The sequence below is a fragment of the Pseudomonas lijiangensis genome (genome assembly GCF_018968705.1).
GTDB lineage: Bacteria > Pseudomonadota > Gammaproteobacteria > Pseudomonadales > Pseudomonadaceae > Aquipseudomonas > Aquipseudomonas lijiangensis.
On record NZ_CP076668.1, the window covers coordinates 994,391 to 1,009,690 of the forward strand.

Annotated in this window: 17 protein-coding genes and 1 riboswitch; of the genes, 8 read left to right on the plus strand and 9 right to left on the minus strand. The window is 58.9% G+C overall.

The window, feature by feature from the left end:
• Nucleotides 1–18: 18 nt before the first annotated feature.
• Together KQP88_RS04380 and KQP88_RS04385 are read right to left on the minus strand one after the other, a co-directional pair.
• Nucleotides 19–849, minus strand: a complete 831-nt coding sequence (locus KQP88_RS04380; RefSeq protein ID WP_200995393.1) for an amino acid ABC transporter permease — start codon at nt 847–849, stop codon at nt 19–21.
• On the minus strand, nt 846–1,667 hold the full coding sequence (locus KQP88_RS04385) for an ABC transporter substrate-binding protein (RefSeq protein WP_025258627.1): 822 nt from the start codon (nt 1,665–1,667) through the stop codon (nt 846–848). Before KQP88_RS04385 ends, KQP88_RS04380 begins: the two co-directional genes overlap by 4 nt.
• A 110-nt stretch (nt 1,668–1,777) precedes the next feature.
• On the opposite strand from KQP88_RS04385, the gene KQP88_RS04390 reads away from it, so the two are divergent.
• Complete coding sequence (locus KQP88_RS04390) at nt 1,778–2,674, plus strand: homocysteine S-methyltransferase family protein (protein WP_025258628.1); 897 nt, start codon at nt 1,778–1,780, stop codon at nt 2,672–2,674.
• A 71-nt stretch (nt 2,675–2,745) separates the two neighbouring features.
• Here the strand turns inward: KQP88_RS04390 and mqo are convergent, their stop codons facing one another.
• Both mqo and KQP88_RS04400 read right to left on the minus strand, forming a co-directional pair.
• Entirely contained in the window at nt 2,746–4,257 is a 1,512-nt protein-coding gene (gene mqo, locus KQP88_RS04395; RefSeq protein WP_200995394.1) for a malate dehydrogenase (quinone), read from the minus strand.
• Between the two features lie 718 nt (nt 4,258–4,975).
• Nucleotides 4,976–5,209: a hypothetical protein gene (locus KQP88_RS04400; RefSeq protein WP_200995468.1), complete on the minus strand. Its 234-nt coding sequence runs from the start codon at nt 5,207–5,209 to the stop codon at nt 4,976–4,978.
• 162 nt (nt 5,210–5,371) lie between these two features.
• Between KQP88_RS04400 and KQP88_RS04405 the strand changes: the two genes are divergently transcribed.
• Complete coding sequence (locus tag KQP88_RS04405) at nt 5,372–5,956, plus strand: YajG family lipoprotein (RefSeq protein WP_025258632.1); 585 nt, start codon at nt 5,372–5,374, stop codon at nt 5,954–5,956.
• Nucleotides 5,957–6,025: 69 nt separating this feature from the next.
• Here the strand turns inward: KQP88_RS04405 and KQP88_RS04410 are convergent, their stop codons facing one another.
• A complete protein-coding gene (locus KQP88_RS04410; RefSeq protein WP_200995470.1) occupies nt 6,026–6,232 on the minus strand; it encodes a hypothetical protein in 207 nt (68 codons plus the stop codon).
• 120 nt (nt 6,233–6,352) lie between these two features.
• Entirely contained in the window at nt 6,353–7,519 is a 1,167-nt protein-coding gene (locus KQP88_RS04415; protein ID WP_122321111.1) for a 1-acyl-sn-glycerol-3-phosphate acyltransferase, read from the minus strand.
• Nucleotides 7,520–7,621: 102 nt separating this feature from the next.
• On the opposite strand from KQP88_RS04415, the gene KQP88_RS04420 reads away from it, so the two are divergent.
• The 4 genes from KQP88_RS04420 (at nt 7,622) to KQP88_RS04435 (ending at nt 9,825) form a co-directional block, all read left to right on the plus strand.
• Nucleotides 7,622–7,804, plus strand: a complete 183-nt coding sequence (locus KQP88_RS04420; RefSeq protein ID WP_117182301.1) for a CPXCG motif-containing cysteine-rich protein — start codon at nt 7,622–7,624, stop codon at nt 7,802–7,804.
• A complete protein-coding gene (locus KQP88_RS04425; protein ID WP_198726857.1) occupies nt 7,804–8,064 on the plus strand; it encodes a putative signal transducing protein in 261 nt (86 codons plus the stop codon). Before KQP88_RS04420 ends, KQP88_RS04425 begins: the two co-directional genes overlap by 1 nt.
• 29 nt (nt 8,065–8,093) lie before the next feature.
• Complete coding sequence (locus tag KQP88_RS04430; RefSeq protein ID WP_198726740.1) at nt 8,094–8,720, plus strand: SOS response-associated peptidase; 627 nt, start codon at nt 8,094–8,096, stop codon at nt 8,718–8,720.
• 286 nt (nt 8,721–9,006) lie between these two features.
• A complete protein-coding gene (locus tag KQP88_RS04435) occupies nt 9,007–9,825 on the plus strand; it encodes a M48 family metallopeptidase (protein ID WP_216704940.1) in 819 nt (272 codons plus the stop codon).
• A gap of 56 nt (nt 9,826–9,881) precedes the next feature.
• On the opposite strand, the gene KQP88_RS04440 is transcribed toward KQP88_RS04435, so the two are convergent.
• The 3 genes from KQP88_RS04440 to KQP88_RS04450 form a co-directional block, all read right to left on the minus strand.
• Nucleotides 9,882–10,466, minus strand: coding sequence for a TMEM165/GDT1 family protein (locus tag KQP88_RS04440; RefSeq protein ID WP_198726744.1), 585 nt, complete (start codon nt 10,464–10,466; stop codon nt 9,882–9,884).
• Between the two features lie 69 nt (nt 10,467–10,535).
• Nucleotides 10,536–10,674, minus strand: a riboswitch (yybP-ykoY riboswitch).
• A gap of 39 nt (nt 10,675–10,713) precedes the next feature.
• A complete protein-coding gene (locus tag KQP88_RS04445) occupies nt 10,714–11,712 on the minus strand; it encodes a class I SAM-dependent methyltransferase (protein ID WP_216704941.1) in 999 nt (332 codons plus the stop codon).
• Between the two features lie 28 nt (nt 11,713–11,740).
• Complete coding sequence (locus KQP88_RS04450) at nt 11,741–12,706, minus strand: 2-hydroxyacid dehydrogenase (protein ID WP_200995478.1); 966 nt, start codon at nt 12,704–12,706, stop codon at nt 11,741–11,743.
• A gap of 83 nt (nt 12,707–12,789) precedes the next feature.
• Between KQP88_RS04450 and KQP88_RS04455 the strand changes: the two genes are divergently transcribed.
• Together KQP88_RS04455 and KQP88_RS04460 are read left to right on the plus strand one after the other, a co-directional pair.
• On the plus strand, nt 12,790–13,419 hold the full coding sequence (locus tag KQP88_RS04455; protein ID WP_216704942.1) for a LysE family translocator: 630 nt from the start codon (nt 12,790–12,792) through the stop codon (nt 13,417–13,419).
• A 117-nt stretch (nt 13,420–13,536) separates the two neighbouring features.
• On the plus strand, nt 13,537–15,219 hold the full coding sequence (locus KQP88_RS04460; protein ID WP_216704943.1) for a fatty acid--CoA ligase: 1,683 nt from the start codon (nt 13,537–13,539) through the stop codon (nt 15,217–15,219).
• The last annotated feature ends 81 nt before the right edge of the window (nt 15,220–15,300 follow it).

Sequence of the window (15,300 nt, forward strand, 5' to 3'; positions counted from 1 at the left end):
TTCGCGAAAGATCGCTACTTACTTTCTGGCCTGATAAGCCTTCCCGTAGTGGCGTTCCAGCCGCGCCTGCAACAACTCCAGCCCGATGGACATGATCCAGTAAAGCACCGCCGCCGTGGTCAGCATCTCGATATAGCGATAGCTGGAGCGACCGTAGGACTGGGCCAGGAACATCACTTCCCAGACACCCATCACCGAAATCAGCGACGAATCCTTGAGCATCGAGATGAACTGGTTGGTGGTGGGCGGGATGATGGTGCGCATGGCCTGGGGCAGGGTGACGCGCCAGAAGATCTGCGCAGGCCGCAAGGCCAGTGCCAGTGCCGCTTCACGCTGACCGGCTGCGACACCGATGATGCCCGCCCGGAATATCTCGCTCAGGTAAGCGCCATAGTTCAGGGACAGTGCGATGATGCCGGCCACGATTGCTCCGGGCACGATTCCTACCTGAGGCAGGCCCAGGTAAATCAGCATGATTTGGATCAGCAGCGGTGTGCCGCGGAAGAACGAGGCATAGAAGCTCGCAATGCCAAAGGCCACCGCACTGCTGGACAGCCGTGCCAGAGCCACGACAAAACCCAGCAGCACCGAGACGACAATCGAGCACAGGCACACGAACAACGTCAGCGCCGCGCCCTGCAGAAAACCGTTGGGTGACAGGCTCAGGCCGACCAGATTCGGCAGTTTGTCGAGAATGATCGAGAACTTCAGGTCGAAGCTCAGGAAGAACCCGGCAAACAGGGCGAACATCGCCGCCCAGGTCAGATAGAGCCTTGTACGGAAACCGAAGACACGCTTGAGCAGGCTCTGGGCCTGCTCGGGTGGGCGTTGAGGCTGGAAGGAAGTCATTTGCTGATGTCAGCGCCGATCCACTTCTGCGACAGCTTGGTCAGAGTGCCGTCCTGTTTGAGTTCGGCAAAGACCTGACGAACCTTGGCGTCCCATTCGGCATCGCCTTTCTCGATGGCGACGAAGTTGGGCTCTTCGTACAGCGAGGCACCAGCCAGCTTGAAGCGCTTGTCCTGATCCAGGCGTGGCTGGGCCGTGACCAGATTGGTGAGGATGGCATCCAGGCGCACACCGGCACCCAGGCCCAGATCCTGGAACGCAACGTTATCGTTGTCGTAAGGGGCAATCTGAACGTTCTCGAACGGGTATTCCAGCGGCTTGTCTTCAGCGCCTTCGATCACCAGGTTCTTGTTCAGGTAGCTTTCATAGCTGGACGCGCTGGTGAGGCCGACCTTCTTGTTGCTCAGGTCCTTGGCCGAATGGATGCGATCATCCTTGGCGTTGACCACGATCACCGCAGGCGAGGCGTAGTACTCGACAGGGAAGTTGAAGACTTCAGCGCGGGATTTGCTCGGGGTCATGGAGCAGACGCAGATGTCGTAGCGACCACTCCAGCGGCCAGCGGCGATCACGTCCCATGAAGGCGTTTCAAGACGCAGCTTGACGCCCAGCTTGTCTGCGACAGCTTTGGCGACGTCGACATCGAAGCCGTCCAGCTGGTTTTTATCATTCAGGAAAGAGAAGGGCGGGTAACTTTCCATCAGGACGTTTACCAGTTCCTTGTTCTTCTGTACGCGGTCCAGTGTGGCACCGGCGAAGGTCTGAGTCGATGCAGCCAGAGTGACCAGGCCAATGCCCAGCAGAGCGCTAAGTTTCAAAGCTATCCCCTGAAAAAATGATTGTAGTTTGGATAAAGCGCTGTATTAAATACGTTATACCAAGCTCATTCCTAATGAGTTTTTTTCATAAAGATATAAGTAGATGGCATATGACTCAGCGCTCGACTGTAATTCTTGACGGCGGCATGGGCCGCGAGCTTCAGCGCCGAGGCGCTCCCTTCCGCCAGCCCGAGTGGTCGGCCCTCGCCCTGAGCGAGGCACCCGAAGCGGTGCGTGCCGTGCATACCGCCTATATCGACAGTGGCGCCCAGGTGATCACCAGCAACAGCTACGCCGTCGTGCCTTTTCATATTGGCGAGGAACGCTTTGCTCGCGAAGGCCAGGCACTGGCTGATCTTGCCGGTCGACTGGCTCGCGAGTCGGCGGATGCCTCGGGCGGACGTGCCAAGGTAGCTGGCTCCCTGCCGCCGCTGTTCGGTTCCTACCGTCCGGACCTCTACAAGCCGGAACTGGCTGCTGAAGTCCTGAAGCCGCTGGTGGCCGGTCTGGCCCCGCATGTGGATCTGTGGCTGGCCGAAACTCAAAGCTGCATCATCGAAGCCCGGACCATCCGTGCCGGTCTGCCTGCCGATGGCAAACCGTTCTGGCTGTCCTTCACGCTTCAGGACGAAGACACTGACGAAGTGGCGCGTCTGCGTTCCGGTGAGCCGGTGGCCGATGCGGCCCGTGCCGCTGCCGAACTGGGTGCTGCTGCGCTGCTGTTCAACTGCAGCCAGCCTGAGGTGATCGGTGCAGCCATCGATGCCGCTCGCGAAGTGTTCAAGTCATTGAACGTCGAGATCGCCATCGGTGCTTACGCCAATGCCTTCCCGCCGCAACCCAAGGATGCCAAGGCCAACGATGGTCTGGATGAGCTGCGCGCAGACCTTGATCCTCAAGGCTATCAGCAGTGGGCGGCGGACTGGGTCAAGCGTGGCGCTACGCATATCGGTGGTTGCTGTGGCATTGGCCCGGAGCACATTGCGGTTCTGGCCAAGAGCCTTTAAATACTGAGCTGTTCTTACAAAGAAAAAACCCGTGGCTGCAAGGCTCACGGGTTTTTTTATGCCTCAGGCAATCAGGCGATGCTGCTTTGTTCCTGATTGGTCTGCTCGACCAGTTCCAGGCTCTCGTCGCTCTGGCGGCTGACGCGCTGGTACAGCTGCGCATCGGTTTCCAGTGCTTTTTCCCGGGCCGGAAATATTTCGTTGAGCTTGGCGGCCCACTCGTTGCGAGCCTTGTCCGGGAAGCAGCGCTCGATCAATTCCAGCATGATCGAAACCGTGACCGACGCGCCCGGAGAAGCACCGAGCAAGGCGGCCAGAGAACCGTCCTTTGCAGACACCAGTTCGGTACCGAACTGCAGAATGCCGCCTTTCTTGGCGTCTTTCTTGATGATCTGCACTCGCTGACCGGCAACTTCCAGACGCCAGTCTTCGGCCCTGGCTTGAGGGTAGAAGCGGCGCAGGGATTCCAGGCGCTGCTCCATCGACTGCATCACTTCACTGACCAGATACTTGGTCAGATCCATGTTGTCGCGAGCGACGGCCAGCATCGGTTTGATGTTGGCCAGTCGTACCGACAGCGGCAGGTCAAGGAACGAGCCGTGCTTGAGGAACTTGGTGGTGAAGCCGGCGTAAGGTCCGAACAGCAGGGATTTCTTGCCATCGACCACGCGGGTATCCAGGTGAGGAACCGACATGGGCGGCGAACCCACGGCGGCCTGGCTGTAAACCTTGGCCTGATGCTGCTTGACCACTTCGGGGTTGTCGCAACGCAGCCACTGGCCACTGACCGGGAAGCCGCCGAAGCCCTTGCTCTCTTCGATGCCCGACATCTGCAGCAGCGGCAAGGCCGCGCCACCCGCGCCGAGGAATACGAATTTTGCGTCGATCTGGCGAGTGCTGCCGCTGTTCACGTCCTTGATGGTGACGGTCCAGCCGCTGCCGTTACGGGTCAGGTCGGTAACGCGCTTGCAGTATTTGACCTGAGCGTCGGGAGCACTGCCCAGGTGAGTGAGCAACTGGTTGGTCAGCGCGCCGAAGTTGACGTCCGTACCGTTCATTACCCGAGTGGCGGCGATAGGTTCGTCAGCCGGACGACCTGGCATCATCAGTGGCATCCACTCGGCCAGCTTTGCCTTGTCTTCGGTGTATTCCATCGAAGAGAAGGCGTGATGCTTGTGCATCGCTTCAAAACGGGTCTTGAGGAAGGAAATCCCGCTCTCGCCCTGAACGAAGCTCAGGTGCGGAACCGAGTTGATGAAGGATTTCGACGAGCCGAAGGTGCCTTTGCGAGCCAGGTAAGCCCAGAACTGCTTCGATACCTCGAACTGTGCATTGATGTGCACAGCTTTCTTGATATCGATGGAGCCATCGGCCGCGGGCGGCGTGTAGTTCAGCTCGCAGAGACCGGCATGACCGGTCCCCGCGTTGTTCCAGGGGTTGGAACTCTCCGCAGCGCCGGAATCCATGAGCTCAACGACTTCCAGCTTGAGGCCGGGGTCGAGCTCCTTGAGCAGCACGGCCAGGGTGGCACTCATGATGCCCGCTCCGACCAATACTACGTCGACTGCTTCGTTATGCGCCATTAACGCGTCTCCAAAATCTGCAGCACCAAATTGACGGCATACGTTCCTGAGGCTAGATGCCAAGGGTACAGGGCGTCGATAAAAGTTGTGCCCCATGTGTCCTGGCCAGGATCGCCTGTCCGATTCTTCGCAATTTTTCGCATCTAAAGCGCAGGTCCCGGTCAGGCTGAACAAGAGTCTTCATCAAGGATGCATGAACTCATTTTTCAACCCGTTCGGCCATTCGACCATCGTCAAGGCATCGCATGCCCGGACGACAGGCCTCAGGCTCCGGTGATGGAGGCGCAGTCGCGGTCAGTCCTGTTCAAAGGGGCCGGTTCAGACGCTGATGGTGCATTTACAAACGCGTACCTATTCATTTTGCTCGCCACACTCTTGTGAAGTAGTGAAACCCGTTTTTTCACGCTCTTTTGGAAACGTGAACCAAACCTCAAAAAGGGCTGCGATGGCAGCTCTGGCAGATCAGGTGCATACAGATTGAGGCGTTGTCGGGGGCAAAAGGTTCGATATCAATCGAGCGATTGCTCACCGTTCATCGAGCACAACTGTGTGCAAATGACCTGTGTGGGCGGCTCTCTGTGGGCATTACGGAGGAGCTAATCCGGGGATTAGCGATGCTGCGAGGCCCGATCAGGAGACGTCCTTATAATCGGGGGGAGATTATAGCGATGAAACGAAAGGAATTGATCGGGTTTATGTGACTTTTATCAGGTATTCGTCATGCCGTGATCAACTGACGTGGCATTGAACCTGCGCAGTGCTGCGTAACCTGTGCGCTGGAGGGCAATTGCTGGTTCAGCCAGTTGGCACGTTGTTCGTTGACTTCGACCCAGTCGCTGCTCAATGGACGCTCGGTGCAATGCTTGAGTGCGCGGCAAATGCCGTTCTTGTCCACGAGTGCGTAGTGGCGCAATGGGCGACGCAGGTTGAACAGCGATTGGAAAAGACCCATGACGTAGCTCCTGTCGAGTTGATGGGGGCTATCCTGACTTCCCGGCGTTACACCCCGATTACATTCCTGTGGCTGAACCATTGCGATGGTTCAGCGGTCCCATTTTTCGCTGGCATCGCTATACTGCGGCACATTTAGTGTCTGGCCTCTGGAGAGATGAGCATGTTGCGTCGCCTTTTGTTCGGTTTGCTTGCTGTAAGCAGTTTGACGCTGGTCGGGTGTGCCCACAGCCCGCAGCAACTGAGTCCTCAACCCAAGCTCAACGCGCAGTTCGCGCCGGTGGGTCAGGGGCAGCAGGTTGTCGTGCGTGTCGTGGATGGTCGTTCCAGCCCTACATTGGGAACCCGTGGCGGTCTGTACCCTGAAACCAGCGCAATCAGCGTAAATGGTGCCGATCTGTTGCCAAAGCTGCAGGCACAGGCTGAAGCGGCCGTTCGCCTGCTGGGCTTTACCCCGGTTTCGGGTGGCGGTAATGGTGCACAACTGACCCTGACCCTGGCCGACCTGAAATATCAGTCGCCCAAGGAAGGCCTGTACGTGACCGAGGCAACCATCAGTTCCACGTTCCGTGCGGACGTGCGCAACAATGGCCGCAACTACGGTGGCCGTTATTCTGCTTCGCTGGATCAGCGTTTCGGTATGGCGCCCAATCAGGAAACCAACACCAAGCTGGTGAGCGACGTGCTGAGCGATGCGCTGACTCGCGTGTTCCAGGACCCGACGATCGGTGGCACCCTGGCGCAATAAGCCTTGCCCCAATGAAAAGCCCGGCCCTTTTTGCAAGGGGCCGGGCTTTTTTGTATTCGGGTGCGGGGTTCAAGCGGCTTGCTGATAGAGATTCAGAAAGCTCAGGCCTGTTTCCAGATCCATGTCCGGAAGATCATGATGCTGATGCCCGCCCAAGGCGCAGTAGACCAGCCAGTGGCGGTCCTGGACGTTGAAGGCCAGTGCGTCCACCAGCTCTTGTTGTTCATCGCTCTGGGCGATCAGATACAGGCGATCCTGGTTGTGTGCGTGCAACATGAACAGCTCCAAAAAAGGGTCGGTCATTCCTTGAGGAGCCATACAGTGCACGAGCTGTGTGACGTTCAGGTGACACCATCAAAAACGGCGTCCCATGGACGCCGTTTCTGTGAAGTCGTATCAGAGAGGCAAGCCTGCCTTGACCCGATACTGATTGCGCACCGGCGTCGCATATTGCTGGATCAGGTAAGGGCGATGTTCGGCAGGTGCCTCGGCCAGCCTGCTTTCCCATTCTTCCCTGGCACGCGCCAGTTCGTCGGCCGGGAACACGTCTGCCGCCAGCGGCACATCAAGTGCCGGATCGGCATCTGCCCATTGTGCATAAGCCAGGTAATGCACCGGGAACAGCCGGTAACCGCCGAGAATCTGCCGGTCCATTTCGGCGGCCAGCAGCTTGGTGTCCTCGAAGGATTCGGTGATCGGTGGTGCGAAGTTCACGTGCACACGGCCTTTATAGCCCGTGATACCCAGCGCAATGCTGACATCGTCCTCGCCCGGTGTCTTGGTGTAGCTGCCGGTGGTGGCGCGGATGTACAACTCCCGTGCCTTGGCGTGGTCACAAGGATCGTATTCGTAGCTGATCGACACCGGAATGAGGTTCAGCGAACGGATCACTTCGCTGAAAGGCTCGTCCTTGCGGCTCATGTGGAACATCTTGAGGATGGCCGACTCGGTACGGTCATCCCCGTCCTTGGCGCGACCTTCGGCCTGGGCGATCCAGATCGACTGGCCGTCGTGGGTAATCGAATGATTGATGTACGCCGAAAGCAGTTGATACGCCGCCATCTTCTCGCGCCGCCCGATAATCGAGCGATGCACGATGAAGCTCTTGTTCAGGCGCATCAGGTCGCTGACGAAAGGCTTCTGCAGCAGGTTGTCGCCAATGGCAATACGCGGCGTAGGCAGGCCTGCGTGATAAACGGCGTAGTTGACGAAGGCCGGGTCCATCACGATATCGCGGTGGTTGGCCAGGAACAGATAAGCCGTGCCGGACTTGAGCAATTCCACGCCGGTGTAGGTCACACCGTCTGTAGCCCGCTCGATGGTGTGGTCGACGTAATACTCGACCTTGTCCTGCAGGGTAGCGACCGAGTCGATTCCGGCGAATTCACGACGCAGTTTGCGGGCGAGGGTCGGTTGCAGGAACCACCCGAACGCACCCGCCAGACGCGGAAAGCGGAATTTGGTCAGGATCGCGAGAAAGGCTTTATCGCTCAGCAGACGTGCCAGTACGGCTGGGACTTCTGCATCGTTGTAAGGTCGGATGGCATCGAATTCGCCCATCATGCTCTCTTGTTGGAAACGGATAGGGTAAAAAGAAGGCAGTTTGATCTGGCAGCCTTCAAAAGAATGGGGCAATTATACGCATAACTGACAGCGGAGGCCGCGATGCAGGAATTACAGAGTTACGACTGTCCGTACTGCGGGGAGCCCGTGGAGGCCGTACTGGACCTGTCCGGCGGCGATCAGCAGTACATTGAGGACTGCCCGGTCTGTTGTCGGCCGATCATATTCGACCTGAGGACCGATGGTGAAGACTGGAGTCTGGACGTTCGCAGTGAGAACGAATGATGCAGAGAATCTACGAGCCTGAAAACCTGATGGAAGGCGAGTTGCTGCAAGGCATGCTTGCCAGTGAAGGGGTCGAAGCGCATCTGGTCGGGCGCGACTTGCTGGGTGGTATGGGCGAGTTGCCGGGACTGGGCTTGCTGGGCCTCTCGGTGGATGACGATCAGGTCGAGCGCGCGCGGGCCTTGATCACTGCGTACAATGCTGCCCTGCCGTTGTCCGGTGACGAGCCGGACAGTTTTCCCGATGTGCTGGTGTGTTGAACACCTTCGAATAGAGTTGCCTTAGCCTCATGTGTGGACGTTATGCCCTGTTTCGCTGGAACCCTGCCTTTGCGGCCTTGCCCGGTTTTCCGGCAGACCAGCAGCCGCAATGGAATATCTCTCCGGCCGACACCGTGCTGATCATGCGTGCGGCCGAGGCTGAAGGCGATCTGGAACTGGCACGTGCCCGCTGGGGGCTGACACCTGCGTGGCTGACCGATCTTTCCCGCACGCCTGCCCATGCGCGTGCCGAAACCCTGGCCGAGCAGCCGATGTTCCGGGAAGCCTTTCGCCAGCGTCGCTGCCTGCTGCCGGCCAACGGTTTCTACGAATGGCGCGGCACCGCTCGCAAGCGTCCATTCTGGCTGACACCGGGCGAGGGCTCGGCCTTGTTCTTTGCTGCGGTCTGGGAAGCCTATCCGGTGCAGGGGCATACCTATCTGAGCGTGGCGGTGGTCACCCAGGCTGCGTCCAGCCAGCGCCGCCCGCTGATTCTCGATGCCCAGGGCCAGAAAGACTGGCTGGCAGCCGACACCCCGCTGCACACCTTGCAGGCACTGCTTGCCTCCGTACAGATGCCGCTACGCGAGAGACCGCTGGCCAATCTGGTGAACGATCCAAAGCTCAATGCCCCGGAATGCCTGACGCCGTTGTGACGATGTCTGATGCTGCCCTGAACTTGTGGGAGGCAGCTTGCTGGCGACAGCGGCCTGAAAAACGACAGATATTCTGCGTCTGTACGTGAAGTCGCCAGCAAGCTGCCTCCCACAGAATGATTCATTGGCCTTGCAGCAAACCGGGTAGCGAATTCCAGTCGCACACATTTATATCCGTGCCGGAACCAACCTGTTACAACGCTGACAAACATGGCTGTTTGCCGCTATCTGGTGCCGAGCCTCTTGTCCGCCTAGGATGACCGTCTCGCTAATAAGGAGAAACATCATGCGTCAGTCATTGGCCCTGTGTGTGTTGGGGGGCGGTTTATTGCTTGGCGGCTGTCAGGCTGTAAACACAACCACCGGTGATTCGGTGGGGGTCGAGCGCAAGCAGTACATGTTCAGCATGCTCTCGACAGATGAAGTCAACAAAATGTACGCCCAGTCCTACAAGGAAACCGTAGGAGAGGCGAGTGGCAAAGGGATATTGGATACCACCAGCACCAACGCCAAGCGGGTCAATGCGATTGCCGACCGCTTGATTGCTCAGGCGCCGAAGCTGCGTCCTGACGCGGCCCAGTGGCAGTGGGAAGTGAATCTCATCAAGAGCGATGAGCTCAATGCCAACTGCGGACCGGGCGGCAAGATCATTTTCTATACCGGCCTGATCGAAAAACTGAAGCTGACCGACGATGAAATCGCCGCGGTAATGGGTCATGAAATCGCCCATGCCTTGCGTGAGCACGGGCGCGAAGCGATGTCCAAGGCTTACGGTGTGGCCATTGCCAAGCAGGGCGCGGGTGCCTTGCTGGGTATGGGGGAAACCGGCATGGCGCTGACCGATACGGTTGTGAACTACAGCCTCACGCTGCCCAACAGCCGCAGCAACGAAAACGAGGCTGATCTGATTGGGCTGGAGCTGGCGGCGCGAGCGGGTTACAACCCCAACGCCGCCGTGACCCTGTGGCAGAAGATGACCCAGAACGCCGGTGGTTCGCAGCCGGAGTTCATGAGTACTCACCCGGCCTCGGCCAATCGCATTGCTTCTCTGGAAGCTGCGATTCCCAAGGTGATGCCGCTGTACCAGCAAGCCAGCAAATCCTGAGCGGCTGATGGCACCAGAGCGCTGTGGCTTTCGTTGCAGCGCTCTTTTCATTTCGCTCAGACCCAGCCGCTGACTTGCATGGCCTTGTAGACCGCGACCAGAGCCAGTACGAAAAAGGCGCTGGCGGCCAGACGGCGGATCAGGGTCAGAGGCAGCTTTTCGGCGGCAAAGTTGCCTGCCAGTACCACTGGAACGTTGGCGATCAGCATGCCCACGGTGGTGCCGATGATGACCAGCCACAGGTAGGAATACTGCGCAGCCAGCATCACGGTCGCTATCTGCGTCTTGTCGCCGATTTCCGCGATGAAGAAGGTGATCAGGGTCGTCATGAACGGGCCGAACTTGCGTGCCGTGCTCGCTTCGTCGTCGTCCATCTTGTCGGGAACCAGTGTCCACAGGGCCGTGGCCGTGAAGCTGGCGGCGAGAATCCAGTGCAGGACCGCGTCGGAGAAGAAGCTGCTGAACCATGCGCCGACTGCACCCGCTGCTGCGTGGTTGGCCAGGGTCGCGGCAACGATGCCGGCGATGATGGGCCAGGGCTTGCGGAAGCGTGCAGCAAGAATGAGTGCGAGCAATTGCGTTTTGTCGCCGATCTCGGCAAGCGCAACGACTGCGGTAGGGATTAACAGGGATTCCAGCATCAGGGTTCCTAAGGGGCGGGTCGACACGGCTATGACACGTACAGCCTTCCCGCCCCGGGTAAGGTGTTCGTGTCATAGGTCTTGTCAAACCACCGATCCGTCTGAGCGGATTCTGGGTCGCACGCACCATGGTCTGAGGACCAAGTATGTTGATGCGTGCCGGACGAGCATGTTGCTCGTGGGAGACTACTCCCCTAGGACGGAGCGGATTCTGCCTTCGCAAAATCCATTCGGCAAGCTCTTATTTTCAAGAACGTTTCGCGCTGTAGATCCGGAAGCCATTTCCCTGGGCCCGGATTTCACAGGCCCCGACATGCTCTTCGATCAGCGGCTGATAGCGCAGGAAACTATTGGCAACCAGGCGCAGTTCGCCACCTGATTTCAGATGTTGGCGTGCTTTTCTCAGCAGGGTTTCAGTGGCCAGATAGTCGGTATGCACCCCGACATGGAAGGGCGGATTGCTCAGAATCGTGTTCAGGCCCATGGGGGCGGCATCGATGCCATCGCCGGTCAGAATCTTTGCTTCAAGGCCGTTGGCTGCCAGGGTCAGAGCGGCACTGGCCGTGGCGAATGCATCCACATCGAGCATCACGACGTCGTTGTGCGGGTAGCGACGTTTTACCGCAGCACCCAGCACGCCCGCGCCGCATCCGAAGTCCAGCAAATGACCGCTGGGGAGTTTGTCGAGGTTTTCCAGCAGCAGGGCCGAGCCGCGATCCAGACGGCCATGGCTGAATACGCCCGGCAGGCTGATGACCGTGAGCGGACCGTCTTCGAGTTCGATCTGGTAAGGCTTGGCCAGGCTTTGCAGCTCGACCGCCTGTGGTGCGTTTTCCACCGTGACTTGCCAGAGCTGGCAATGGCGTGCGCTGTCGAGCTTGCGGGCCCGGCCCAATGGGCTCAGCTGTTTGGCAGCGGCTTCGATGCCGCCACGTTTTTCACCCACCAGAAACAGCTCGCGTCCTGCCAGCCGGGAGGAAAGGGCATTGAGCATGTACTCGGTCAGGTCGCGAGCCTTGGGCAGAAACAGCACGGCGGCCTCGAAAGGCTCCTGTGGTGCGTCTACGCCAAAATGCGTGCGCCCGGCGAAACGGGCGTCCAGTGCCGCCTGGTCGCCCGCATGCCAGCACCATCCGCGAGCGTTCGGCAGCTTCCCCAGCAAGTCGTCGGCTGGCAAACCGGCCAGCAGCAACGAGCCTTGAAAGAGTTCAGCCTGGCGAAGTAACACTTCACTGCGCGGGTCCATGTTTTCGCTCCTGAAAAAGGGGCGAATTCTAGCTGACTACCCGCTTCGGCGCCCCTGCAAAAAACGCCTGGGCGTTCTCGATGAGCTGGCTGACGATGCGCTGGCGAGCTTCCCGGGCGCCCCAGGCGCTGTGCGGAGTGATGATCAGGCGTGGAATGTCGTCGGCCAGCAGCGGGTTGCCCGCGACGGGTGGTTCCACGCTCAGCACGTCCGACGCTGCGCCGCCCAGATGTCCACTGCGCAAGGCATCGGCCAGAGCCTGTTCATCGATCAGACCGCCGCGAGCGGTGTTGACCACCAAGGCTTGTGGCTTGAGCAACTGGAGTTCCCGGGCGCCGATCATGTTGCGGGTGTGCTCGTTGAGCGGGCAATGCAGGGTCAGGGCGTCGATTTGCGGCAGCAGCTCTTCAAGAGGCAAGCGGTCCGCACGGGCAGGGCGACCGGGAATCTGTCCCAGCAGGACGCGCATGCCGAAAGCCTCTGCCAGCCTGGCCACCGCACTGCCCAGTTCGCCATGGCCCAGCAGGCCGAGGGTCTTGCCTTCAAGCTCTACAATCGGGAAATCCAGAAGGCAGAACTGGGAAGACTTTTGCCACAGACCCTGTTGCACGGCCTTCTGGTAATCGGGCAGGCGCGTGGCGAGTGCCAGCAGCAACAGCAAAGTGTGTTGCGCCACTGACGGCGTTCCATAGCCCTGGCAGTTGCAGACGGTTACACCGTGTTCGCGGGCTGCGGCCAGGTCCACATTGTTGGTGCCGGTCGCAGTGACCAGCACCAGTTTCAAGTCAGGGCATGCAGCGAACGTGTTGGCATCCAGCACGATCTTGTTGCTGATCGCCACCTGCGCGCCCTTGAGGCGGTCGATGACCTGATCCGGGGAAGTACTGTCGTGCAGCACCAGTTCGCCGAAGTTTTCACGCAACGCGCCGAGATCCAGATCCCCCAGATCCAGGGATGTGTGATCGAGGAAAACTGCTCTGCCCGGATTGCTCATTAGCTGTACCTTTTTTGTAATAAATTGAAAGAGTAGTGTTGCGAGCCTATCAGCAAACGCTCATCAATATTTTTGGAGGCCCCATGTACTGGGCAGAATTTCTCACTGTAGCCTTGATCCATCTGCTGGCGGTCGCCAGTCCCGGTCCCGATTTTGCGGTCGTGGTTCGTGAAAGCGTCACCCACGGTCGCAAGGCGGGCATCTGGTCGGCGCTGGGTGTGGGGTCGGCGATTTTCGTCCATGTGGGGTATTCGCTGCTGGGTATCGGCATCATCGTTTCCCAGTCCATCGTGCTGTTCAATGCCCTCAAATGGGCGGCAGCCGCTTACCTCTTGTACATCGGTATCAAGGCCCTGCGCGCCAAGCCTGCGGCTATTGGCGACGATCCGGTCAAGTCGCCTGTCGGTGAGAGAACGGCCCGTGGTGCCTATGTCAGCGGCTTTGTGACCAATGGCCTGAACCCCAAGGCGACGCTGTTTTTTCTGTCGCTGTTCACGGTGGTCATCAACCCTCACACGCCTCTGCTGGTGCAGGGCGGCTATGGCGTTTATCTGGCGGTTGCGACCGCTGCCTGGTTTTGTATGGTTGCCTGCCTGTTCAGCCAGGCTCGGGTGCGCGCCGGCTTTGCCCGCATGGGGCACTGGTTCGATCGGGTCATGGGTGGCGTGCTTGTGGCGCTGGGCCTGAAACTGGCATTGACCGAGGTTCGTTGAGTGCTTGCGACACGCTGGCTTGTCGGCAAATCGCCCCTTTGGCTGATTTGGCTGGCGGACTAGAGCGCTAGAGTCCATATTTCAAGCTTCGCCTGTGAACTTTGAAAAGGGACTCATATGTTACAGACTCGCGTTCTTCCGCCAGCCGATGGCGCTTACCAGTACCCTCTGTTGATAAAGGGGCTGCTGTTGTCCGGCAGCCGCTACGAAAAAACGCGTGAAATCGTTTACCGCGATACTGTTCGCTTCACCTATCCCACCCTAAACGAACGCGTTCGCCGCCTGGCCAATGTGCTGACAGCGGCAGGCGTGAAGGCGGGCGATACAGTGGCTGTCATGGATTGGGACAGCCATCGTTATCTGGAATGCATGTTTGCGATCCCCATGATCGGTGCGGTGGTGCACACCATCAACGTGCGGCTTTCGCCCGAGCAGATCGTCTACACCATGAACCACGCCGAAGACCGGCTGGTGCTGGTCAACAGTGATTTCGTCGGGCTGTATCAGGGCATTGCCGGGCATCTGACCACGGTGGACAAGACCCTGCTGCTCACTGATCTGCCGGAAAAGACCGCCGATCTGCCGAATCTGGTCGGGGAGTACGAAGAGCTGCTGGCAGCGGCGAGTCCTGATTACGACTTCGAGGACTTCGACGAAAACTCGGTCGCCACGACTTTCTACACCACCGGCACAACGGGCAATCCCAAGGGTGTATATTTCACCCATCGCCAACTGGTGCTGCACACCATGGGTGTGGCGACGATCATGGGCAGTGTCGAACATGAGCGCCTGCTGGGTTCAAGCGATGTGTACATGCCGATCACCCCCATGTTTCACGTGCATGCCTGGGGTATGCCTTATGCGGCAACCATGCTGGGCTTGAAACAGGTTTATCCCGGCCGTTATGACCCGGAGTTTCTGGTGGAACTGTGGCGCAAGGAGAAGGTGACGTTCTCCCATTGCGTACCGACCATCATGCAGATGTTGCTGCACTCCAAGGCGGCCAAAGATGTGGATTTCGGCGGCTGGAAAATCATCATTGGCGGCAGCTCGCTGACCCGCAGCCTGTATCTGGCCGCCAAGGCCAAGGGCATTCAGCTTACCGCCGCCTATGGCATGTCCGAAACCGGGCCGCTGATTTCCGTTGCCCACATGAACGAAGAGTTGAGAGAAGGGCCTGAGGACGATCGCATCACCTACCGCATCAAAGCGGGTGTGCCGGGCATGCTGGTAGACGCGGCCATCGTCGACGAAAACGGAAACTTCCTGCCTGCCGATGGCGAAACCCAGGGCGAACTGGTGCTGCGCGCACCCTGGCTGACCGAGAGCTATTTCCGCGAGCCGCAAAAAGGGGCCGAGTTGTGGGCGGGTGGCTGGCTGCATACCGGCGATGTGGCGACTCTGGACGACATGGGGTTCATCGATATCCGCGACCGCATCAAGGACGTGATCAAGACGGGCGGCGAGTGGATATCGTCGCTGGAACTCGAAGACCTGTGCAGTCGACATGCCGCCGTGCGCGAAGTCGCGGTGGTAGGGGTCGCCGACCCGCAATGGGGTGAGCGGCCTTTTGCACTGCTGGTGGTCCACGAAGGACAGAAAATCGATGCCCGGATATTGAAGGAACACCTCAATCCGTTTGTCGAGCAGGGCCATATCAACAAGTGGGCCATACCCAGTCAGATCGCGGTTGTTACTGAAATTCCCAAGACCAGCGTCGGCAAACTCGATAAAAAACGCATGCGCCTGGACATCGTCGAATGGCAAAGCAGTAACAGTGCCCTTCTGTCGACGCTTTAAACCTGCGGGATAACTCCTATCCAGCCTGACCGCATGCTGTGCTCATCGAGCACGGCATGCGTCTGCGTCGGCCATAAAATG

Bases quoted from the DNA above. Each gene is read 5' to 3' on its own strand.
- KQP88_RS04380 (WP_200995393.1), bottom strand. From the start codon at position 849: ATGACTTCCTTCCAGCCTCAACGCCCACCCGAGCAGGCCCAGAGCCTG.
- KQP88_RS04390 (WP_025258628.1), top strand. From the start codon at position 1,778: ATGACTCAGCGCTCGACTGTAATTCTTGACGGCGGCATGGGCCGCGAG.
- mqo (WP_200995394.1), bottom strand. From the start codon at position 4,257: ATGGCGCATAACGAAGCAGTCGACGTAGTATTGGTCGGAGCGGGCATC.
- KQP88_RS04400 (WP_200995468.1), bottom strand. From the start codon at position 5,209: ATGGGTCTTTTCCAATCGCTGTTCAACCTGCGTCGCCCATTGCGCCAC.
- KQP88_RS04405 (WP_025258632.1), top strand. From the start codon at position 5,372: ATGTTGCGTCGCCTTTTGTTCGGTTTGCTTGCTGTAAGCAGTTTGACG.
- KQP88_RS04410 (WP_200995470.1), bottom strand. From the start codon at position 6,232: ATGTTGCACGCACACAACCAGGATCGCCTGTATCTGATCGCCCAGAGC.
- KQP88_RS04415 (WP_122321111.1), bottom strand. From the start codon at position 7,519: ATGATGGGCGAATTCGATGCCATCCGACCTTACAACGATGCAGAAGTC.
- KQP88_RS04420 (WP_117182301.1), top strand. From the start codon at position 7,622: ATGCAGGAATTACAGAGTTACGACTGTCCGTACTGCGGGGAGCCCGTG.
- KQP88_RS04425 (WP_198726857.1), top strand. From the start codon at position 7,804: ATGCAGAGAATCTACGAGCCTGAAAACCTGATGGAAGGCGAGTTGCTG.
- KQP88_RS04430 (WP_198726740.1), top strand. From the start codon at position 8,094: ATGTGTGGACGTTATGCCCTGTTTCGCTGGAACCCTGCCTTTGCGGCC.
- KQP88_RS04435 (WP_216704940.1), top strand. From the start codon at position 9,007: ATGCGTCAGTCATTGGCCCTGTGTGTGTTGGGGGGCGGTTTATTGCTT.
- KQP88_RS04440 (WP_198726744.1), bottom strand. From the start codon at position 10,466: ATGCTGGAATCCCTGTTAATCCCTACCGCAGTCGTTGCGCTTGCCGAG.
- KQP88_RS04445 (WP_216704941.1), bottom strand. From the start codon at position 11,712: ATGGACCCGCGCAGTGAAGTGTTACTTCGCCAGGCTGAACTCTTTCAA.
- KQP88_RS04450 (WP_200995478.1), bottom strand. From the start codon at position 12,706: ATGAGCAATCCGGGCAGAGCAGTTTTCCTCGATCACACATCCCTGGAT.
- KQP88_RS04455 (WP_216704942.1), top strand. From the start codon at position 12,790: ATGTACTGGGCAGAATTTCTCACTGTAGCCTTGATCCATCTGCTGGCG.
- KQP88_RS04460 (WP_216704943.1), top strand. From the start codon at position 13,537: ATGTTACAGACTCGCGTTCTTCCGCCAGCCGATGGCGCTTACCAGTAC.